This window comes from Actinacidiphila guanduensis (assembly GCF_900103985.1).
Classification (GTDB): domain Bacteria; phylum Actinomycetota; class Actinomycetes; order Streptomycetales; family Streptomycetaceae; genus Actinacidiphila; species Actinacidiphila guanduensis.
In genome coordinates this window covers 645,622-667,444 of record NZ_FNIE01000001.1, presented here as the reverse complement: position 1 = coordinate 667,444, position 21,823 = coordinate 645,622, and the positions used below count along the sequence as shown (strand labels likewise).

The following is a 21,823-nucleotide window of genomic DNA, read 5'->3' as shown; positions in this document are numbered from 1 at the left end:
GTCGGACGCCCGCAAGGATGGCTTTAGGGTCTTACCAAGTCAATGGTCATGCCAAAATGCGCCGCGCTCGGCATGAGCGGGCGGTGGGCGGTCGCGGGCCGGTGATGTGACGGAGCGCATGTCCGTTCGGGCAGTCCGGGCGGGCGTGCGCACCGCGATCACCGTGCGGTGCGGGCAGTGGGCCTGGGGCGGACGTGGCCCATGGGACGGTGGAACCCGTCGGACCCCGTCCGGCCCGTCGGGGGACATCCCGTGTGCACGTCGCGGCCACCGTGGGCCGGATGGGCAGGCGGGAGCGACGCTCCTCGCGCGGGTGTGGGCAACGCTGCTGGAGGTTTGCCGTGAGTATCGATCTGCCGCCCGAGCTGGACTGGGTGGCCGAACTCGCGGTGGGTCAGTCGTGGCCGAAGGGCGACGAGGACAGGATGCAGCTGCTGGCGCAGGGCTGGTACCAGTCGGCGCAGCACCTGGTGAAGCTGACGGACGAGATCGATCCGGCGACGACGGGTGTACTGGGGTCCCTGGGCGGGCCCGTCGCGGACCAGTTCGCCGACTTCACCCGGCAGATGCGCTCGGTGCTGCCGAACGTCGCGGAGTCGGCGCAGGGGGTCGGTGATCTGTCGCGCAATGCGGCCGTGCAGTTGGAGTACACGAAGTACTCGCTGCTGATCCAGTTCGTCTTCTTGGCTTACGTGCTGTGGGAGTTGGCCTCGGTGGGGCTGCCGGAGCTGGACTCGCTGGTGATCGCCTCCGTGCGCGCGGTGTGCTGGCGGATCCTGCAGGCGCTGGCGCGGAACGTCGTGATGGGGACGGCGTTCATGGTGGGGACGGACGTGGCGGTGCAGGCGATCCAGTTCCTCAAGGGCGACCGGACGTCGTGGAGTTGGGGCAACACGCTGCAGGCCGCCGAGGGCGGTGCGATCGGGGGCGCGTTCGCGGGGATCTTCACGGAGGCGGCGAAGTTCGTACCGCCGAAGTTCGGCAACGCGCTGGGCCGGCAGTTGGCGGTGGGTGGGGCGACGGGTATCGCGACGACGTTCACCATGGACGCCATCAACGGCGACTTCGGGGACGCCTTGACCAACGGTCTGGCCGCCACCTCCGGCGCCATCGGGGGCCTGTACGGCGGCCGCAAGAGCGGCAGCCCCCACAACGAACCCCACCTGGCCGACACCGACTTCAAACTTCCCGATCTGCCGGATTTCGCGGTGCCCGATCTGGGTTCGCTGGATTCCGGGGGCGGTGTGTGGGCGCATGAGGTGCCGCTTGATCCGGGGCAGGTCGGCAATGGTGCGTGGGTGCGCAGGCAATGGGAGCGGCAGGACCCGCCGCCTGCGTACGGGGAGCGTCCGGAGGAGTCGCCGGGTGCGGCGGTGCGGCGTGCGTGGGCGCAGGAGCGGTCGGATCTGCCGGTGGGGGTGCGGGCGTCGGCGATTGCGGCGGTGGCGGCGGACGGGCGTGTTTTCGGTGCGGGGGAGGAGGGGCGCACTGTTGTCGATCCGGTGGAGGTGCGGCGGCAGTTGGACCGCCAGGCCGCCGTCGAGCAGGTCGTCTCCCGTGCGGGGGAGCGGTTCGATGCCGTGTACACGGCGTGGGCCGACTCGTTCGCAGGGGCGGGTTCTTCGGGCGACGGGCGGATCGAGGGAGGTGGGGGCGAGAAGAAGGTGATGACGCCGGAGGAGGGCGTTGCCCCGCGGGGGCATGTGTTGAGGGTGCCGGGGGCGGCTGCGCGGGTGCATGAGGTTGCGTGGCGGGCGGTGGAGCGGGAGGTGCGGGCGTCGGTGGAGCGGTTGCCGGCGTCGGTGCTGGAGGGTGCGCCGGGGCGGGTGGCGGCGGTGGCGGATCGTGTGTTCGCGCAGGGGGAGCTGCGGGTGCACGCGTTGTTGGATCGTGCGGTGGCTGATGATGTGCGGAGGGTGGCGGCGGTCGGTGCGTTCGATCGGGTGGTGCCGCGGGGTGTGCGGGGTGGGCATGTGCTGGGTGCGGAGGGGGTGTTGTCGCAGGCGGGGGTGCGGCAGTTGCGCGGGGAGTTCCTGGCGCGGGTGTTCGCGGATCATCGGGAGGTGTTCGGTGATCTGACGACGAACGGCCGTATGCCTTTGGAGTCGTCGGGCCCGGTACAGGTGGGGCAGGTGGGCAGGGACGCGGGAGCGACTGCCGACGCTGTCACCGATGGGGACCGTACGGCCGTCGCTTCCGAGCAGGTGTGGCAGGAGCGGGTTGCCGCCCGCCTGGACGCGCTGTCCGGCAGGGTGGAGGTGCAACTGGCCAAGGAGGCCGCGGCACGCAACGCCGTGGATGCCGTACGGGAGGCCGCGAAGGGCTCCTGGCGCCAAGCGCTGCCCACACTCGGCAACGGTTTCGCCGAGGCTTTCGGCCTGGACCGTCGCGGAGCCGACAGCCGTACCGAGCAGGCCGCGGCTCTCGCACTGGCCCGCGACGCCCACACCCGGATCGACACCTGGGCCGCCCAACTCCCCACTGCGCAGGGCCTCGTACGGGAGGCGGCGGGACCGGAGGGCGGCGCCGCGCTGCCGACCGCCCGGCATGTCGCCGAGGAGGCCACCGCCCCCGCTGCCGCACGTCACCACACCGCGCTGGCCGTCGCCCGCGCGACCGCCCTGGACGACGCCGCCCACGAAGCCCGCACTCTCGCGCGCCAGCAGCCCGGCAGCACTCCCGAGACCGTCGAGCGCGCCGTCCAGGAGCACACCGACCGCGTGGGCGGCCTCTTCGACCGCCTCTTCCCGGCCCGGGAGCTCACTCCGCAGGCCGACCCGCACGGTGCCGACGACGGCAGGGCAGCCTCGCCGGGCAAGGCCCCCGGCACCCTGGATGACGCCGTTGCGGCCTGGGCCGCCGAACGCCCGCGGCTGACGGCCCGGTTGGACGCGCGTCCTACGAAGCCGGACACCGCCGCTGCGACGGCCGGCGCCCCCACCGCGGCCGGGAAGGCGAGCGGCGACGCGCGCGTCGAGACCGCCGGCGATCCCGCGAAGGAGCGAGCGGAGGCGCTGCGTTCGATGCGGCGCGAAGCCGATGCCGAAGCGTATCCCCCGGGCCGCTCGCAGACGGCCGTGGCCGCGGCGGGCGCGCACCTCGGCGAGCTTCCGCCGCACGCCGCCACCCACCCTGATCGCGGCCTTCGCGCCGACCACGGCGAACAGAGCCCCCTCGGCGCAGCGCGGCTGTCACAGCGGACCGCGACGACCGGCACCGCCGGGCCGGGCACGCCCCGCGTCCCTGAACCCCGCGCCGTCCAGCCCGAGTTGCGGGTGCCGCAGACGCCGACGCATGTCCGCGAGGAGGCCGGGAGCAGTGACGCCCCGCTGTCCGCAGCCGGCCAGGGCAGCTCTTTCGGGCTGCCTGCCGGGCCCGGGCCCGGCCGAGGCCCGCTGACCGGGCGCCCGTCCGACAGCCCGGCACCGGTGCCGCACTCGGAGGGCATCACGGTGTCCGGCAGTCCCTCCGGTCTGGACTTGCGGCCGGCCGACGTCCGGAGGGCAGCGCCGCTCGGCAACCTGGACGGCTGGCGCCTCCGTGTCACCCGGCTCCCCGGGGCCGAGGGGACGGCCACCGCGCGCAGCGCGACCGAGCGCGTGCCGTGGTGGACGGCCAACCCGCTGGCGCGGCCCCCGTACGTCGTGGCGGTGACGGCCGCGTCCACGGGCTTTCGGGTGCAGAGCAACGATCGCCGCGTCGTCATGCGGCCCCACGAGGTGGCCGACTTCCTCGCGGCCGACCCCGCCCTGGGCCGCCTCGTCCGCGACGTGCCGATCGTGCTGCTGGCCGACCACGGGGGCAGCGGCGGCCTTGAGCTGCCGCGGCTGGTGGCGGCGCGGACCGGCCGTCCGGTCTGGAGCTTCAGCGGCGACCTGCGGCCCACCACGGACTCGCGCACGCGCCGGACGGTCATGGAGACGGTCCTGCCCGGCGACCGTTCGCGTCCGGCCGGCCGGTGGATCCTCAGCCGGCCAGACGACCTCGGCGCCACGACCCCCGCCGAACGGGCGTCCGTGCGACCGGAGTTGGGGGTCGTGGCCACCTTCAGGGAGGGCACGCACATGGATGAGCTGTTCGTCAGCCAGACGCTGACGGACAGCAACCACGAGTCCCTGGGGCGCGCCTTCCTCAACGACCGGGACCTGGCCATGCGGGAGCGGGCCTTCGCCCGGCTGGGCACCCTGACCAGTTACCAGCAGGCAGATGTCGACGAGCACGGCCGCCTCAATCCGCGGGCCGGCACCGAGCGTCCGCTGCCCTGGATCGCCGACGCCCCGGGCACGCGGCCGTACTTCCTGGTCGCCCATGGCTACCAGCACTACGTCGAACTGCCTCGCAGCCGGGACCGCGGGCAACCGTCCAGGGTGGACGCCAGGGAGCTGGGCCACCTGCTCAACCGCCGCCCCAGCCTGCGGCTGCGGCCCCCCGAGGCGCCGATCGTCCTGGTGTCCTGCCGGACCGGCGGCGAGTACCGCGTCCCGGAGTGGCAGATGGCGCAGCGCCTGGCGGACACCACCGGCCGGACCGTCTACGCGCCCTCCAACGACGTCTCGATCCACCTCAACATCCGCACCGGGCCCCGCGGCGACGAGGGCACGTGGCTCGTCTTCCAGCCCGGCGGCCGGGGCGCCGCGCAGTCCAGCCATCCCGCCGACGCCGGCCCGGCCGGGCGGCCCCAGGCACCGCGCCGGACCGCGGCGGCCACGGGCTCGGCCCGCCGCCCGCTGGGCGACCCGGCGTCCGCGGCGCTCAGCGCGGCGTCCGCGGAGAGCGACGCCGGCTCGATGTACGTGCGGCGCACCCGGTCGGTGCCGGTGGAGAGCACGTCACTGCACGGCAGCGTCCGCGAGGCCGCCGCCGAGGTGCATGCGGCGAGCGGCCGCACGGGCGGCACGGTCACGGCGCAGTTGGTGTACCACCCGGGGGTCGACCCGTCGTTCCTGTCGTCGGGGACCGAGCGGCCGGAGATGTCGGTGCCCGCACGGGCGCACGCCCTGATCAAGGCCCGTGTCGAGCGCGGGCCGGGGCCGCGGGTCGATTGGCGGGAGCCGCGCGCGATGACGGCGCAGGAACTCCAGGAGCACTCGACGTGGGACCCGGACATGCGCCTGGTCATCGGCTACGACGTCCTCAACCCGTACCACGTGCTGGACATCCGCGGTGACGACCCTTCGGGGGTGCGGGAACCGGTGGACGACCTCGACGACGCCGATGCCGACGCCGGCACGGCCACCGGGGCTGAGGCGGCCGAGGACCGGCCGAACATCCTTGACGGCCCGCGCTACCACGAGCCCGAGGACCTCCTGCCGCAGGACCCGCCCGCCCACGACACCTACGCCCCGCCGGTACGCAACCCCCGCCGAGAAGGGCTGAACCCCGAGCGGTTCCGCGAGTTGCTGTCCGCGTCGACGGAGAACTTTGCCGCGGATCTCGCCGCGGAGCCGCGCGAGGGGGGAGCGCGGCAGCCCGAGGATTCCGGTGCCGGGCAGGCCGAACGGCCTCCGGTGGAGCGGCCGGTGGAGGGCGGCCCGGTACGAACCCGACCGGGCGTGCCGCAGGGTTCGGTGGGGGTCCGCCGCGGCCCGGTCGTTCCGCGCCGCTTCGGTCCGCGCAGCGCGGCCGCGCGGACTGCGACCAACAGCACTGCGGGCACGCGGAGTTCGGCCGGCTCCATGGGCTCCGTGGTGAGCCGCTTCAGCGAGCAGGACCGCCAGGGGACCACCGACAGCGCGACCACCGTGTCCTCCACGCTGTCGTCGCTGTCGTCCGCGGACACCGAGGGCTCCCGGAAGCCCTCGGCCGCGCCGGAACAGCGGCCCGAGCAGGTGGCGCCGGAGCAACTGCCGCAGGAACGAGGGGCCGAGGCAGCGAACGAGGACGGGACCAAGCGGGGGACCGGGACAGTTGCGGCGACCGCGGCCGAACGGCGGAACGGAGCCGTCACGGAAGCCGGGACCGAGCGGGATGCTGTAGCGGCACGGCAGTTCGCCGGGCCGCGGCCGAAACCCCGTACCGGCAGGGACCGTTCCGACACCTCCACGGGATCCGGACCCGGCAGCCTGCCGGGCAGCCGCAGCGGCACCGGGGATCGCCCGATCGGCCCGCGCGACCAGGCGCCTCGTCGGCAGACCGCCCCCAGGCCTCGGCCCGTAGCGAAGGAGCCTGTGGTGGAGCCGCGCACGGTCGAACGGGCGCCTGCGAAAGAGCCTGCGGTGGTGGAGCGGTCCGCCTCCGGCGCGCCTGTCGTACGTGACGAACTCGCGGACAGAGAGCCTGTGGTGGAGCCGCGCAGGGTGGAGCGGCCGCCCGCGAAAGAGCCTGCGGCGGTGGAGCGGTCCGCCTCCGGCGCGCCCGCCGTACGTGCTGAACTCCCGGACGCGGACGCCCCGATGACCGCCGAGCAGGCGGCCGCCCGCCGTGCGGACAAGGCCCCCGACACCCCGTTCGCCCGCGCCCGCGCCGATGTCGCGCGGGTGATGGCCGAGCGGGACGTCGCCGACCCCGCCACCCGCGAGGCCCGTACCGACGAGATCGCCCGGGAACTGGCGGCCCACCCCGCCTACTCCGGGCCCGAGGAGCCCTGGCAGTCGCCGTACTGGCGCGGCGAGTCGGCGGTCGCCGACGGGCGGCTGCGGCAACTGCCCGACGAGGAGCGGGCGTTCCTGACCCTACGGGCCGCCGACGTCGTCGCGGACGCCGTCGGCGCCGACCGCCCCGCCCCGGGCACCCTGCCCGCAGCCGCGCACCACCCGCAGGCCGCGGTGGAGGCCATGGTCCGCCTCGTCGCCGACGAGCTCCACACCCACGACGAGGACACCGCCCGCACCACCGCCGACGACCTCGCCCGTTACTTCCGCGTCCCCCGCCGGGACGAACACACCCCCCGCCCCGGCACCGATCCCGTGCCGCCCGAGGGGCCGCATTCGACCATCGTGCAGGCCGGCGGCATCCTGCAGCAGCACGTCCACTTCCCGCCCGTGATCGGTACCGCACGGGCTGCCGAAACGGCCCGCGCGCGACAGAACGCGGCCCACCTTGCTGTCGCCCGCGCCCTGCACACCGAAGGCCCCGACGCCGCGCACGAGACCGCGCAGGCCATCGCTGAAGAGACCCGACCCGCCCTGGAGGCGGGGGACAACCCCGCCCCGGTCCGCACCCACCAGGCGTACGGCGGCGCGGTCGGCGTCGAGGCCGAGGACGTGCGCAGGGTGTCCTTCCCCGAGGGACACGACCAAGAGGTCGAGGCGGGCGCCACGATCATGACCGCGGCATCCCGCGGCCTGAAGATGGTCCTGGACACCACCACCTACACCCAGGGCGACCGCGACGGCCTGTACTACGGCTCGGTCGCCGAAGCGCGCAGGGCCGGAAACCCGGACCCGCAGCAGATCCGGTCCTGGATCGTGGAGATCGTCACCGACCCCCTGCGGGTGCTGCCCGACGAGCAGCGGGGTGACCCGGACGACGTTTTCGGCGCCTTCCACGACATCCAATGGCGCCTCGGCCAGGTACGGGACGCCGTGCCGCTGCGGCACCTGTTCCCCGAAAGCGACGGCTTCGCATTCACCGAACTCGGCCGCCACGCCGTGCTGATGCCGTCCCTGGACCCGAACAGGCCGATCAACCTGCACGTGCACATCACCGTGGGCGTGCCCGTCACCGGGCTGCGGGAACTGCTCGGCTGGGCGCACGGGTCCGTCTGGCGCGTGATGGCCGCCCAGATCCTCGGCGACGGCTTGGACTTCGGCGACGAGACGGCCGCGCGGCTGTTCGGCAGGGAGCCGCGCACCGCGGGCACCCTGCAGGGGCGGCCCGACTTCGAGTCCGCCCGCGGCTACCTCGCGCTGCTCTACACGCATGTGGCCGCCCGAGTGCTGAACCACACCGTGACCGACAGGGCGCTCGTGAAGCACCTGCTGGCGGTCGCCTCCCGCACCCCGCTCCAGGCGATCCGCGCCGAACTGCCGCGGACGGTACGAAACAAGCTGAACGACAACCACGCGCGGATCGTGTCGACGGTCAAGGCGTATTTCGCCCACCGCTACCCCGATCACCGCGCGCAGGTCGCCGCCCGGTACGGCATGGACCCTTCGGAGATCGACACGCTCGTCGACCCCGACGCGCAGGGCAACACCAGCTACGACGTCCTGGACGCGGCCCTGCTGAACGACCCGCCCAAGCAACTGGACGCGCGCAGCGCGGGGATGAAGAACGACTACCCCGAACTCGACACCGACCAGGGCCGGTTGCGCGTGCCGCTGGTGCTGCTGGAGCTGCGCGCGCACGGTTCCCGCAAGGCGTCCACGGAGGAGATGATCCAGCGCTTCGGCGACGCCGCGGGCGTCTCCCGGCGGTTGTACGAGCAGGCGGTGGCGGCCAAGGAGCGGGGGCGCCCGGTGTCTTCGGCTCCGATGTCCGGGTTGCCGCGCGAGGAGCCGCGTGCGGCGGGCCCCTCGCGTGCGTCGCGCTCCTCCGTCCCGGCCCGGCCGGCCACGCCCGACTTCGCCACACCGGGGCGCAGTTCGGGCTCCGGTTCGGCCTCCGGCCGCCGGGCGGCGGTGCCCCCGCAGGACCGGTACGTTCCGACGACGGCTCCGCTTCCGGTGCCGCCCGTCCAGACGCAGCCCCCGCACACGCAGCCCCCGTACGCACCGCGCCCTCAGCCCCATGTCCAGCAGCCGTTCCCGTACGCGCCGCCGGTCGCGGCCCATCCGGTCCCGCCGCCCGCCCCGCACACCCAGCCGGTTCCGCGGGAGGTGCAGGCACAGGCCGATGGCGTCCTGCGGCAGTACGTCCGCTTCCCGGCCGTGACCGGCAACGATCCTGCGGCATCGGCAGCCCGCGCATGGCAGGTCCAGGCACGCTACGCGGTGGCCCGGGCCCTGCTCACCGGCGGCCCGCAGGCCGCCCACGCCACCGCCTTGGACGTCGCCCAGCGCACCACGGCCCCCCGCGGCGGCGGTCAGTCCCACGGCGGGTACGGCGGCGCCGACCACGGCGACCACACCGATCGCGGCGAGCACGCGGCTCCCGCCCCACCGCCGTCCGCCCTGGTGCGCGAGACGGTCGGCTTCGAGCTGGAGCGGATGCGGTGGGACGGCGGGACCGTCCACGACGGCCTGGTGCGCGCCGTCCTGGAGTCGCTCGGCCCGCAGTGGCGGGGCCGGCCCGACCACGCGGTCGGCACGGAGATCGCGGCCCGCATCGCTGCCGTCGGCGCCCCGGTCGCCCGGCCGCACACCGGGATGCCCGACCGCTTCGCCGTACGGAAGGCCGCCAACGAGGCCCTGAATGCGCGCGGCCTGCCGCCGATCGACGACACGGAGGTCCGCAGCGTCCTGATCGCCCTGCCCCCGGACCAGTGGACCCGCCCCGCTGCCGACCTCGGCCGCGTCGTCGCCGACCACCTGGCCGACGGCGTCTTCGACGACACGTCGGACGACGCCTCGGCCACCTCGGACGATGTCTCCGACGTGCTGGCCGACGTCGTGTCCGTCCACATGTCCGACCTCCCCGACGACGAGGTCGCCCCGGCGCCCGTGCCCGTCCACACGCGCGGGACCGTGGACGCGCTGGAGCCGCCACCCGTCGCCGGGCCCTCGAAGCCCGCGCAGGTGCCCGCGGAGACGGGCGCACAGGCGGTCATGGACGCCGAGCAGTTCGCCGCCGAGCCGGAGCCCGCGTCCCTGGCGGAGTGGGCGCGCTCGCACGCCCTGCCCACCGGATGGGTGCGATGGGCGTTCTCGCAGGCGTCGGGCCTGGTGGGGCGGGCGCTGGGCCACCGGCCGGTCATCGGCCACGAACCCGCCGAAGTGGCCTACCGCGACGCCCTGCGCCGTATCACCGCGGCGGTCACGACGGCCCGCTCCGAACCCCTCGCCGCCGGCGACAAGGGCAAGGGCAGGACGTTCCTGAAGGCGCCCACTCCCGAGCGGGACGCCCAACTCGTCCAGCGTCTGGGGGAGGTGGCCGCCGCGTTCCACGAACTCGACCGCGCCCGCATCGAGGCGGCCGTCCACCCCGACGCCCTTCACACCCAGTGGGCCGACGAGACGACCGTCCGCGTCGACGAGGCCGAGAGCCGGGCCCGCGAGCTCATGCCCGACCTGGACACCGCGGACATCCGCACCCTGCACGACTTCCAGATGGAGCAGCATCGGCGCATCGGCGACTATCCCCCACCTCCGATCCCCGTCGGCACCCGGGACCGGACCCTGGAACAGGCGGAGCCGCGGGATCAGGCGGGGGCGTAGGTGAACAGGTCCCCACGGCCCACCCACTGACGGAGTCGCAGATCAGCTGCGATCGGCGGCGATCATCTCGGCGGCGCGCTCGCCCACGACCATGGACGGGGCCATCGTGTTGGCGACCGTGACGTGGGGGAGGACCGAGGCGTCGGCGACCCGCAGACCGTCGACGCCGTGGACCCTGAGTCGGCTGTCCACGACGGCCAGGCCGTCACGCCCCATCCGGGCTGTGCCGCTCTGGTGCCAGAAGGTCTCGACGGAGCTCCGCACGAACTCCTCACGGACGGACCTGGAGGACGTCGCCGGAGCCACCTCCCGCACGGCGAACGGACGCAGCGCCGCGGTGTTGCCGACCTCCCGGGCCATGGCGACGGCGGACAGGGCGGACCGGAGGTCGTCGGGGTCGGCGAGGAAGTTCGTCTCGATACGCGGCCCGGCCAGCGGATCGGCGCTCGCCAGTCGCACGCGGCCGCGGCTGCCGGCGCGCGGGCGCATGGCCGGCATCAGGGTGAAACTGCGGGCCGGCGGCGGGAAGCGGACGGCGCTCTCGGCGGAGACCGAGGCGGCGGGGGAGAGGTACATGACGAATTCCGGCGCCCCGGGACGGGTGTCGTCGGTCCACATGCAGACCGCCTGGCTGCGTGTCGGTGGGGGCATCGGCACGTCCGTGGCCTCCCACACGCAGCCGAGGCGCATGTGGTCGTCGAGGTTGCGGCCGACTCCGGGCAGGTGCTGGACGACCGGGATGCCGAAGGGGCGCAGTTCGGCTTCGTCGCCGATCCCGGACCGCATGAGGACGGCCGGCGTGCCGATCGCGCCGAGCGAGAGGACCACCTCCTGCGAGGCGTTCGCCCGCAGCGTCCTCCCGTCGTGGACGATCTCGACGCCGGCGGCCCGGCGGCCGGCGAGCAGGACGCGGGAGACGGTCGCGTGCGGCAGGACCGTCAGGTTCGGCCGGCCCGCCAGACCGGCCACGTAGGCGCGGAAGGGGGTCTGGCGCTGCCCCGCGTGGATGTTCTCCTCACGGACGGCGCAGCCGGTGTCCTTCTCCATCATGGCGCCGTTGGAACTGTCGAAGCGGGGGAGTCCGACGCTCTGGGCGGCGTCCAGGTAGGAGGTGAACAGCGGGTGCACGTCCTGCGCCGGCCGGATGCGCATGGGGCCGCCGCTGCCCCGGCGTTCGGGGTCGGGCGCGCCCTGCCAGTCCTCGATCCTGCGGTACAGCTCCAGCACGTGGGAGTAGCCCCAGTCGGGGTCGCCCGTCGCCTCGGCGAAGGAGTCCCAGTCGGTCCGGTGCCCGCGGGCCCACACGCCGGCGTTGATGGCGCCGCCGCCGCCCAGCCCGCGGCCCGTCGCGTAGGCCAGCCGGCGGCCGTCGAGGTACGGGTTCGGCTCCGTGACATGGTCCCAAGTCCGCTCGCCGCCGAGGTTGAGCGGCCACAGGTCCGGATCGCGCACGCTGTCGGCGTCGTCGTCGCCGCCGCTCTCCACGAGCAGCACGGTGACGTGGGGGTCGGCCGCGAGTCTGCCGGCGACGACGGAACCCGCGGAACCGGCTCCGCACACGATGTAGTCGAAGGTCTCGCCGTCGTCGAGACGGTCGGCGAGATCGAGCTGCCGCGGATGCGCTGCCGCCTCGGTGCCGTCGTGTGCGGGCTCGGTGCTCACGTCCATCGTCCCCTCGGGTCGTCGGGTCCTGCTCCGTCGAACGGGCGCTCCGCCGCCGTCCCCTCCGCCTCGGGCGCGCCGCAGGCAGGCCGCCGTTGCCCATGATGGTTCGGCCCCGGCCGGTGGCCCGACCGCGGCGGCCGCGGCTTTCCCGGGTGTCCGGGCACGGCAGGATCAAAAGGGCAAGATCGAGGACGGACCATGGTGCTGTGGGTCCGGGTCGCAGCGCTCGCCGGAGCTGGGCGCCGAAGGATCTTTCCCTCGAAACAGCCGGTTATAGTGAGCGTTCAGCGCCGGGAAAGCCACGTACGCAGGCCGGTCACATGGGGGACGCAGTGCCGGACAAGCGGACCCGCCGCAGGGGCGAGGTACTCGACCGTGCCTTGCTGACGGCCGCTTGGGAGGAACTCCTGGAGAAGGGCCACGAGAACCTGAGCCTGGAGTCGGCGGCCGAACGCGCGGGGACCAGCCGGCCCGTTCCACCGCGGCGGCAGGCGACGAGTTCGGCGGCGACGGCGGTCTCCTCGGGCGTCCTGGCCCCCAGGCCGAGGCCGATGGGGGCCCGTGGCCGGGCGCGCTGCCGGCGCACCCGCCTGCCGCAACCGCTCCAGCCGGGGGCCGTGGGGGTGGCCCGGGAGCCGAGAGCGTTCCTCCGGTTCTCCCGCTTCCTCGCGGCCCACGCTCATGGGGGGGCGGTCCTGACTGACTTCGGCGGAGGCATCATGCGCTCGCCGGAGGTGCAGCAGCTTGCCGCCCGCACGATAGCCCAGGGCCGAATCGCCACGTCCGACGACATTACCGCCGCTGTTCCCGCCATCCTCTCCGACGCCTTCCAATGGACAACCGGCGCGATCATCGACCTTTCCGGCGGTCAAAGCCTCTGACCCGCAGCTCTGCGCGGAGGCTTGCAGATCTGCTGGGCAACAGCGGCACCTGAGGGGGCCGCTCTTCACACTTCGATGATGTTGAGCTCTGCCTGCAGCAGCACTTCCGCGTGCTGCGCGTCGACCTGCGTGGCCATGGGGACTCGCCTCGGATCTCGCCGTTCGGGATTGACGAGTCGGTGGAGGACATCTGAACCGTTCCGGGTCCGGTGGAGGCTCTGATGTGCCCCGACTCCATGCAAGTCGGGGCACATCAGACCTCGTACACCTCATGCGCACCGTCCGCACAGCCCTGCGCGAGATCCAGTACCGCAGCAACCTCATCGACGGGTGCCTTACCGGTACCGGCCTCACCCTGACGGCATCCCAGCTACAACCTCAGTAGCGCTCCCATGGATCGGTCGAGGAGCGAGGCCAGAGTCTCTGTTCCGTTGCAGGCCAGGCATGCTTCGGTGGCTGCGTCGAGACAGGCGAGACCGGCACCGACGAGCGCGGCCGCCGCCGGGTCGTGCGGGGCGGGCGGCCGGCCGAGTCGACGGCCCATTTCCGGGTCCAGCAGTTCGTGCCAGCGCTGCTGTTTCTGCCAGTGCCGGGACTTGAGCGAGGGTGTCTCACACATCATCTTGAAGAAGCGCAGGGAGCGGTCGGGGTCGCTCGCGTGTTCTCCGGTTATGACGTCGAACGCATGGCGAAGGGCGGTCCACGGCCGTTCTCCGTCAGGTTGCGCGATGAACGCGGCGGCGACTCGCCGGCCCAGTTCGTTGAGGCCGTCGAGCGCGACGTCCTCCTTGGTCTTGAAGTACCGGAAGAACGTCGCACGGGAGAGCCCCGCTTCGGCGGCGATCTGGTCGACGGTGGTGTTGTCGAACCCCTGATTGTCGAACAGCCGTGACGCCACGGCGATCACTTCGGACTTCATGACCTCGCGGGCCCGACTCCGCAGCGGCCCTGCCGCGGCCGCGCGACCGCCCAAGTTGGATGAGGTGTTCATCACGCTCGAGTGTAACCGTTGACTGAGCGGATTGAGACTGACTCTCAACTTGATACTCTGTCTCACACAGTCGGCAGGCCGGCCCGCTTCCGCTGGTCTCGCACATCAAGGAGTAGCCATGACCACATCCGCTCAACACCGCACCGCCTTCGAGTCCCTCCTTGCGTGCGTGGACGGCCGCGCAGGCAAGGACGCCGTCGCTTCGTGCCTCGCCGAGAATGTGGTGCTGAACAGCCCAATCCTCGATGAGCCGGTCACCGGCCGCGACGCCGTCGCCGAAGTCCTGCAGGCCGTCTACGCGCTGGGCGACCTCACCACGGAGGAAGTTCTCAGCGGCGAGGCCCACCAGTCTGCATTCTTCCGGCTGCAGATCGAGGACACCGTGGTCAACGGGATGGACTACGCCCGGTTCGACACGCACGGCAAGATCATCGAACTGTCCGTGCTGTGGCGCCCGTTGCCTTCCGCTGTCGAGATGCAGGGGAATATCGCGCATGTCCTCGGCATGCAGCCGTGGGAGCTGCACACGAAGGGCGAATGACGATGAGGGTCGTGACCTGGTGGGGGCGTACGAGAACGTCGCGGGTCCTCCACCCGTAGGCCGACAAGCATCAGTCCGCAGCAGCGAAGCGGGAATCCTGTGTGGTCCGGAAGGGGTAGGACTCGGTTCCGGTCTGGATCAGCGTGCAGCGGAAAGTGATCCGGTCGGCGATGGCCGCGCAGAGCCGGGCGTCGCCGAAGGGCTTGTCCCATTCGTGGGTGCCGCCGGCGGAGTCGGTGCGGATCAGCGTCTGCCGTCCTCGCCGGTAGCGCTTCGGCGGTCACGGACTTCGGAGCGTGCGGACCGGACGGCCTGCAGCGCCTTCTCGCCGGATGCGGCCAGGGTGTCGATCAGGCGGAAGACGGTCGGGTCTGAGGCCACCGGCCCGAACACGGCCGACTCGGCCCGCAACATGGCGACATCCGCGAGGCAGTCCCCGCCCAGCACGACCGCCAAGGCCACGTCCAGCAGGATCCTGCCCGGATCGTGCACCGCCCGAGCCTTCCGCCACGGCGTCAGCGCCGCTGATATCCCGGTGTCCAAGCCGGCCTTGCGGACGGTCTCGACCGGCAGCACGCTCCCGGCCTGCGAGACCACCGCCCGGCCGCCGCCCTCGATACGGACACGCGGGTACGACCCGATAGGCTTCTTCACCCGGCGAGTGCTTCTTTCCATGCAGCCACGTCCAGGCGCACGACTACGTCTGGCCCGGCGCCGGTCACGACAGCCCGAAAACCGGCTCGGGCCCCTTCGTGCGCAACGGTCCCGAGGACCGGCCCGACGCTGTCTGCGGGGGCACCGTCACTCTGCACACCGGCCCGGAGTACGCCTCCTACCTGCTGCTTCCTGTGCTGCACGACTGAGGCTGGTGCTCACAGGGTGCTCACAGGCCGAGAGCCTCGGCCTCATCGAGGGGGTTGCGCAGCAGGCGCACGGAGGCGATGTCGACCATGGTTCCGTCCACGGCGACCGCGCCGCGCGCCTGCGCCTCGTCGAACGCGGCGACCAGCCTGCGGGCCTGGGCGATCTCCTCGTTCATTCGGTGTCCGCGAGCGCGGCCATCACCGTGTCGAGGAGGTCGCGGAGGTGCTGGGCCTCTTCGGGGCCGAGCGCGTCGGTGATCTTGTCCTCGATTGTGCCGACGTGCCGGTAGGCGGCCTGAAGGGTGCGGTGGCCCTCGTCGGTGAGGTACAGCTCCTGGATGTTGCGGTGCCGGGGGTGGGCGCGTCGTTCGACCAGCCCGCCGGCTTCGAGCTTGGTCACCAGCAGCGCAACTGCTTGGGTGCTGACGCCAAGGCGGCGTCCCAGCTCGGCGCCGTTGAGTCCCGGGTAGACGTGGACGTGCATCAGCAGCGAGTACGAGGCGGTTGACAGCCCCACTGCGCGCAGGGCCGGCTCCTTGGCCGATTGGAGCGTGAGGTCGGCGCGGCGCAGCGCCCAGCCGACCCGCTGGAGCGCTTGTTCGGGGATGACGTCCGGTGGCTGGCTCACGCCGCCAGTGTAAACCTGCCTTGACCCATATCAAGGACTTGATGCCAGTCAAGGCATTGATCTACGGTGAGGATCGTGGTTTCCAGGAGCGACAGAAGCGAAGCGATGAGCGACGACCGCGCGCGCGGCGGTGAGCGGCATGTCGCTGTGCGAGCGGGCGCCGGTGTGACACCGGGGGCGACCCGGTCCACGCGGGTCGCCGTTGAGCAGACCGGGAGGCGGCGTTGGGGCGTGCTGGCGATCTGCTGCCTGAGCCTGCTGATCGTGGGTTTGGACAACACGATCGTCAATGTGGCGCTTCCCGCGATGAGCCACGATCTGCACACCGCGGTCTCCGGGCTCCAGTGGATCATGGATGCCTACACGCTGGTGTTGGCGAGCCTGTTGATGCTGTCGGGCTCGATGGCCGACCGGCTCGGCCGTCGCCGCGTGTTCCAAGTCGGCCTTGCGGTGTTCGGCGTCGGGTCGCTGCTGTGCAGCCTCGCCTCCAGCGTCGGCCTGTTGGTCGGGTTCCGCGCGGTTCAGGCGGTGGGCGGATCGATGCTCAACCCGGTCGCGCTGTCGATCATCACCCACACGTTCACCGATCGGCGTGAGCGCGCGAGGGCGATGGGCGTGTGGGCAGCGATCATCGGCGTCAGCATGGCCCTCGGCCCGATCGTCGGTGGCGTGCTCGTCAGCTCTGCGGGATGGCGGTCGATCTTCTGGGTCAACATTCCCGTCGCCGCGGCCGCGATCGCCTTGACTGCCCGGTTCGTTCCCGAGTCGCGGGCGCCCAGAGCCCGTCGCTTCGACCCGGCCGGCCAGGTGCTCGTGATCGCCCTGTTCGCCGCTTCGACCTTCGCGATCATCGAGGGGCCGGGCTCCGGGTGGGGCTCGGCGAAGATCGTCATCGCGTTCGCTCTGGCCGCGGTCTCGGCCTGTGGCCTGCTCGCGTGGGAGCGGCGGCCGAAGGAGCCGTTGATCGATCTGCGGTTCTTCGCCAGCCTGCCGTTCTCCGGCGCGACCGTCGTCGCGGCCTGTGCGTTCGCCTCACTCGGCGGGTTCTTGTTCCTCAACACCCTCTACCTGCAAGAGACCCGCGGAATGTCGCCGCTGAACGCCGGCCTGCACACGCTCCCGATGGCCGTCCTGACGATCATCGTCGCGCCGATCTCGGGCCGGATCGTCGCCACACGCGGTCCGCGTATTCCTCTGCTGGCCGGTGGGCTCGGCATCACCGCCTCAGCCGCGATGCTTGCCGGCCTCACCGACCACACCTCCTACGCACTGCTGGCACCGGCCTACGTCCTGTTCGGCGCCGGGTTCGGGGTGCTGAACGCCCCGATCAGCAACGCCGCCGTGTCCGGGATGCCGGTGGCGCAGGCCGGTGTCGCCGGCGGGATCGCGTCCACCAGCCGCCAGATCGGCCAAGCACTCGGCGTCGCGATCGTCGGTGCGCTCGCCGGCGCCGCAACAGGAGCGAGCACGCACCTCGACATCGCGCACGCCAGCCACCCCGGCTGGTGGGTCATCCTCGGCTGCGGGATCGCCATCACCGCCATAGGGCTGGCGATCACCACGCCGGCTGCCCACGCCACGGCAGCGCACGTCGCGAAGACCCTGCTGGGGGAAGACGATGCCTCCTGACCCGGGCCGTGGCTCCCCTCAACGGGGCAAGCCGCTCGAACGTGCCGCCCGCGGCGCCGCGCGGTCATGTCGTTACTGGGGCCGGGCTGCTGCGCGGTCGACTGGACGAACCGTGAACGCTCAACGCACTCGCTGAGCGCGTTCCGTCGGCGACGCACCATGCCGGCCGACCGCACCGCGTCGCCGACCGAGTCGATCCCGGCCGGAAGCCGGCCAACCCTACGACCATCCCCCTCAGAAAGAGCGCTCATGAGCAGAGAACAAGCCGAAGCCATCGCTCGGACGCTGCGGGACTCACCCCTCGATGTCGGCGGCGAGGCGGTGGAGCAGCGAGCGCTGTTCGCGCAGTTGATGGCGTCACGTCCGCGCCCGGCCGATCTCGTCACCGAGAACATCCGACTCGGCAACACGCCGGCCGTTCGCATCTCCATCGGACCGGCGGAGCCACGCCGGCCAGCTGTCCTGTACTTCCACGGCGGTGGGTACGCGGTCGGAACCGCGGCCGAGACCATTGGACTGCCGGCCCAGATCTCCGCCCGCAACGGCGTCACGGTCCTGTCCGTGGACTACCGTCTGGCACCGGAAAACCCGTTCCCGGCAGCACTCACCGACGGACTCGACGCCTACCAGGCCGCACTCGCCACCTACGCACCGACCCGGTTGGCCGTTGCCGGGGAGTCCGCCGGCGGAGGACTCGCCCTCGCTACGCTCCTGGCCGCCAAACAACGGGGCCTGGCGATGCCCGCCGCCGCCTTCGTGATGTCCCCGTGGGTGGACCTCACCCTCTCCGGCGCGAGCATCGACACCAAAGCCGACGCCGATCCGGTCATCCACCGCGCAGCGCTCGAGCTGCGCGCCCGAGAGTACGCCGGCGACCAACCCCGCACCGACCCGCTCGTCAGCCCGCTCTTCGGCGACTTCGACGGCCTCCCGCCCTTGCTCATCCAGGCCGGCTCACACGAGTGCCTGCTCGACGACGCCGTCGGACTGGCCGGACGCGCCGCCACCGACAACGTGGCGATCACCCTCGACATCACTCCCGGCGTCCACCATGTCTTCCAGGCCGTCGCCACCCTCCTCGACGAGGCAGACGCCGCCCTGCAACGAGCGTCCGCATTCCTCTCCCAGCACCTGTCCAGCACCGCAGACCCGGAAGCAACCCTCATCGGCTGAGGTCGCGACCGGAGTCGATCCGCAGTTCCGTGCCGCCGCCGGACGTCCTCGCTCGGTGGCGGGCCGAGCCGCTTCACCCACGACCGGCCCTCTTGCATCACTGCGCGCGGCCCTCTTCGGAATCCCCCGGTCGCCGGCCGTTGGGGTCGGGCAGTGCCAGACAGGCCCATACGCACTTGCTCGCCGTGGTGCGCCGGCCGGTCCCGGCGGCCTCCGGGTCGCGAGAGCCGGTGTGACGGGCGCCCCAGCGGCGTGAAACAAAGGCGACAATGGGCAGCCCACGCCCGAACTCCTGGTCGTAGGACGGGTGGCGGACATGTGGAGCGGCCTCGGACCCGTCGTACACCTCGATGACGAGATCGTTGTCGAGATAAAGCAGCCGGATCCGGATAGCGCCGGCGGTGTCGTCGGTGGCGTTGACTCCTATGCCGACGGCGTGGCGGGCGCAGTTGCCGACAAGCTCGCTGATCACCTGATCCGCGCTCCACGACAGTTCGTCCAGCCCCCACCGCGACAACTGGCCGTCGACAGCCGCGCGAGCCGCCGCGGCCGACTCCGGTACGCGCGGCATTTCCCAGGTGGCGATGCGCCCGGCGGGCACCCGCCCGGCGGCCAGCACCAGCAGCGCGGCATCGTCCGGATTCGACTCGGCGAGCAAGGTCCCGAAAGCCGCCTCGCACAGCGCTTCCAGCCATCGCCCGCGCCGCGCCGGATCGGCCGGCAGGGGCGAGGCGCCGTGCCGGGCGATCAGCGCGGCCAGGCGCACCGGATCGGAAAGCGCGCCGTTCGAATGCGCGGCCGGACCGAGCAGACCGTCGGTGAACAGGGCGACCACGGTCCCGTCGCCGAGACTGAGTTCGGTGGCCTCCGGTGGCACGTGCGGCAGGCCCAGCGGTTTACCGACAGGCATGCGCAACGCGGTCGGCTGTCGGCCGGGCGACATCATCAGCGGCGGTGGGTGGCCCGAGCTGGCGACAGCGAGGTGACCGGTCGTCGGGTCGTACAGGGCCAGCAGGCAGGTGACCGTGACCGGCTCCTGGGCGCGGGCCCCCAGCCTCAGAGCGACGTCGTTCGCGTGGGCCAAGATCTCATCCGGCGGGAGGTCGAGAGCTGCGATGGCGGCAATGGCCTGTCGCAGGATGCCCATCACGCTGAGCTTGCCGAGTCCGCGACCGTGACCGGTGACGCCGCCGACGACGAACAGGGACCGTCCGCCGGGAAGACGGTGCGCGTCGTACCAGTCGCCGCCGAGGCCCGCCACGGACGCGGTGCGGTACTGCGCTGCCGCGGACACCGCGGTCAGGGCGGGCAGTCGGCCCGGCATGAGTTCGGCCTGCAACCGCAGTGCCTCCCGGAATTCGGCGGCGCGGCTGAGGGCTGCGGCGATGGCCACCGCGACGGTGCCGAGGAGGGCCTCTTCGTCCGGGCTGAACGTATGGGCGCCGGACCAGCTGAGCACCAGGTTTCCGACCTGCTCCTCGGCGGTCAGCAGCGGCAGGATCACCCAGGAGTGTTCGCCTTCGAGCCGGGCCAGCGGCACCAGGTGCGGCCAGCGCTCTGCGAGCTCGTCGGCGGATGCGACGAATTGCGGCCGGGCGTCGACCGCGGATCCCTCCCGGTTCTGTGGCCAGCCCATCGGGGCCAGCTCGGCAAGGAATTCGGGCGAGTAGCCCACCGAGCCGGCCAGTTCGGGCGCCGCGCCGGTCAGGTCGTGAATGAGGACACGGTCGGCACCCACCAGTGGCATCACGTGCCCGATGACCGCGTCCACCACATGCTGCGGCGTCCGCGCTTTGATCAGATCCTGGTTGAGGCCGGTCAGGCGCTCGCGGCGCTCAGCGGCCGCCAAGGCGGTCTGCGTCTTGTCCGTGACGTCGTTCAGCGTCACGGAGACGAAATCGCTGATGCCGACGGCGGTCAGCTCGTAGTACGCACTCACTCCGCGCCTCCGCGTCCACGACGTCACGGTCAAGGTGGCCGGCCGGCCCGGTGCGGCCCGCGCCGCGGCCAGGAGGTCGGGAAGGCCCTGCTCCTGCAGAGTCGGCATCGACTCCCACGGGGTGCGTCCGAGGATCTCGTACTGTTCGCGATCGGCCAGCCCACGGGCGGCGGCGTTGGCCCACACGACTCGATCATCCGCGCTGAGGACGTACGTCGGCTGAGGGTAGGAGTCAAGCATCCCTGCCAGCCATTGCTCCTGGCTGCGCCGTTCGGTGATGTCCCAGGCGAAGCCGTCCATCTTCACGGCGTGCCCGTCGGTGTCGTACACGAGCCAGCCGCACAGCAACAGCCAGGATTCGCGGTTCTGCGCGTCCAGGACGCGGTACTCCACCACGTACGTGGAGCGTTCCCGCTGTGCGCGGGCGATCTCCTTCATGACCTCTTCACGGTCCGCGGGATGGATCCGGTCGATCCACGTCCGGATGTGGCGGTCCCACGTGTTCGGGTCGAGCCCGGCCCGGACGAGCAGGGGCTCGCTCGCCGCGTCGACGTCGAGGGTTCCGGAATTCAGGTCGCGGCTCCACTTGGCGGCTTTGACCTTGCGCATCGTCGGGGGGTCGGTGGGGATCTGCCACCATGGGGCGGTGCCGGTGCCCCATTGTCCTGCCTTTGCGAGTCGGCCTCCGACCGTCGCGGCCAGGTCGCACAGGTACCGTTTCCGGTCCTCGGGGGGTTCGTCGGTCGCCATGACCGAGACGGCGCCGACCGGGATGCCACCGGCGAGGATTGGCGCGGACAGCACACCGCGGGGATGGCTGATCGTCTGCCGGCCCGCTCTTGCCGGGGGACGGGCCTGCGACCACACGACACTGCCGTCCTTGAACGCGCGGGTGGGAGCGAGACCGGATGGTGTGTCGGTGAGCAGTTCCCATGCCCCCGTCAGGCCCGGGGGAGCGCCGCTGGCCGCCACCAGGCGCAGCGTGCCCTCCTCGCGCCCGGACAGGTGCGCCAGTCCACACAGCCCGCGCACGCCCGCAACCGCGTGCAGCAGGGCGGTACCCAGTACGTCGGACACGTCCGCGTCTGCGGGGACGGCCTCCAGCATGGCCAGCCGCACGCCGTCCTCGGCCTCGGTATCGCCGCGTCCGGACCCCACTTCTGCCCTCGCCTCCGCCGCCCTGCACCGGCGCCTGACCTGTCGTGAGCGGGGAACCCGCTGTGTACGGCCGGTGGACGGAATGTCACGCCGCGGACG

11 protein-coding genes and 3 pseudogenes are annotated in these 21,823 nt (G+C 72.4%); 6 read left to right on the top strand and 8 right to left on the bottom strand.

Features of this window, described 5'->3' with window-relative positions:
- The first annotated feature begins 341 nt into the window (after nucleotides 1–341).
- Nucleotides 342–10,256, top strand: coding sequence for a WXG100-like domain-containing protein (locus BLR33_RS02835; RefSeq protein WP_143031612.1), 9,915 nt, complete (start codon nucleotides 342–344; stop codon nucleotides 10,254–10,256).
- Nucleotides 10,257–10,298: 42 nt separating this feature from the next.
- Here the strand turns inward: BLR33_RS02835 and BLR33_RS02830 are convergent, their stop codons facing one another.
- Both BLR33_RS02830 and BLR33_RS37080 read right to left on the bottom strand, forming a co-directional pair.
- Nucleotides 10,299–11,918: a GMC family oxidoreductase gene (locus BLR33_RS02830; RefSeq protein WP_218136593.1), complete on the bottom strand. Its 1,620-nt coding sequence runs from the start codon at nucleotides 11,916–11,918 to the stop codon at nucleotides 10,299–10,301.
- 319 nt (nucleotides 11,919–12,237) lie between these two features.
- Nucleotides 12,238–12,564, bottom strand: a pseudogene (locus BLR33_RS37080) (XdhC family protein); the annotation flags it as partial.
- A gap of 76 nt (nucleotides 12,565–12,640) precedes the next feature.
- On the opposite strand from BLR33_RS37080, the gene BLR33_RS34985 reads away from it, so the two are divergent.
- Both BLR33_RS34985 and BLR33_RS37265 read left to right on the top strand, forming a co-directional pair.
- Nucleotides 12,641–12,802 (top strand): Rossmann-fold NAD(P)-binding domain-containing protein, encoded by a 162-nt coding sequence (locus BLR33_RS34985; RefSeq protein ID WP_176930093.1) that lies wholly within the window; start codon nucleotides 12,641–12,643, stop codon nucleotides 12,800–12,802.
- 265 nt (nucleotides 12,803–13,067) lie between these two features.
- A pseudogene (locus BLR33_RS37265) lies at nucleotides 13,068–13,187 on the top strand (IS630 family transposase); the annotation flags it as partial.
- Here the strand turns inward: BLR33_RS37265 and BLR33_RS02810 are convergent.
- Nucleotides 13,173–13,793, bottom strand: coding sequence for a TetR/AcrR family transcriptional regulator (locus BLR33_RS02810; protein WP_218136592.1), 621 nt, complete (start codon nucleotides 13,791–13,793; stop codon nucleotides 13,173–13,175). The pseudogene BLR33_RS37265 and the gene BLR33_RS02810 sit on opposite strands and share 15 nt — an antisense overlap.
- Before the next feature lie 118 nt (nucleotides 13,794–13,911).
- Between BLR33_RS02810 and BLR33_RS02805 the strand changes: the two genes are divergently transcribed.
- Entirely contained in the window at nucleotides 13,912–14,334 is a 423-nt protein-coding gene (locus BLR33_RS02805; protein ID WP_093782585.1) for a nuclear transport factor 2 family protein, read from the top strand.
- A gap of 70 nt (nucleotides 14,335–14,404) precedes the next feature.
- Here the strand turns inward: BLR33_RS02805 and BLR33_RS35805 are convergent, their stop codons facing one another.
- From BLR33_RS35805 to BLR33_RS02795, 4 genes and pseudogenes are all read right to left on the bottom strand, one after another.
- On the bottom strand, nucleotides 14,405–14,578 hold the full coding sequence (locus tag BLR33_RS35805) for an ATP-binding protein (protein ID WP_322987088.1): 174 nt from the start codon (nucleotides 14,576–14,578) through the stop codon (nucleotides 14,405–14,407).
- Nucleotides 14,579–14,610: 32 nt separating this feature from the next.
- Nucleotides 14,611–14,988 (bottom strand): annotated as a pseudogene (locus BLR33_RS02800) (transposase); the annotation flags it as partial.
- 229 nt (nucleotides 14,989–15,217) lie between these two features.
- Complete coding sequence (locus BLR33_RS34980) at nucleotides 15,218–15,373, bottom strand: hypothetical protein (RefSeq protein WP_176930092.1); 156 nt, start codon at nucleotides 15,371–15,373, stop codon at nucleotides 15,218–15,220.
- Nucleotides 15,370–15,825 (bottom strand): MarR family winged helix-turn-helix transcriptional regulator, encoded by a 456-nt coding sequence (locus BLR33_RS02795; protein WP_176930091.1) that lies wholly within the window; start codon nucleotides 15,823–15,825, stop codon nucleotides 15,370–15,372. Before BLR33_RS02795 ends, BLR33_RS34980 begins: the two co-directional genes overlap by 4 nt.
- Nucleotides 15,826–15,930: 105 nt before the next feature.
- Between BLR33_RS02795 and BLR33_RS02790 the strand changes: the two genes are divergently transcribed.
- Nucleotides 15,931–17,454: an MFS transporter gene (locus tag BLR33_RS02790; protein ID WP_093782584.1), complete on the top strand. Its 1,524-nt coding sequence runs from the start codon at nucleotides 15,931–15,933 to the stop codon at nucleotides 17,452–17,454.
- 249 nt (nucleotides 17,455–17,703) lie between these two features.
- Nucleotides 17,704–18,627, top strand: coding sequence for an alpha/beta hydrolase (locus BLR33_RS02785; protein WP_093782583.1), 924 nt, complete (start codon nucleotides 17,704–17,706; stop codon nucleotides 18,625–18,627).
- Between the two features lie 97 nt (nucleotides 18,628–18,724).
- Here BLR33_RS02785 and BLR33_RS02780 read toward each other — a convergent pair whose 3' ends face one another.
- Nucleotides 18,725–21,724, bottom strand: coding sequence for a SpoIIE family protein phosphatase (locus BLR33_RS02780; RefSeq protein WP_093782582.1), 3,000 nt, complete (start codon nucleotides 21,722–21,724; stop codon nucleotides 18,725–18,727).
- Nucleotides 21,725–21,823 lie beyond the last annotated feature (99 nt).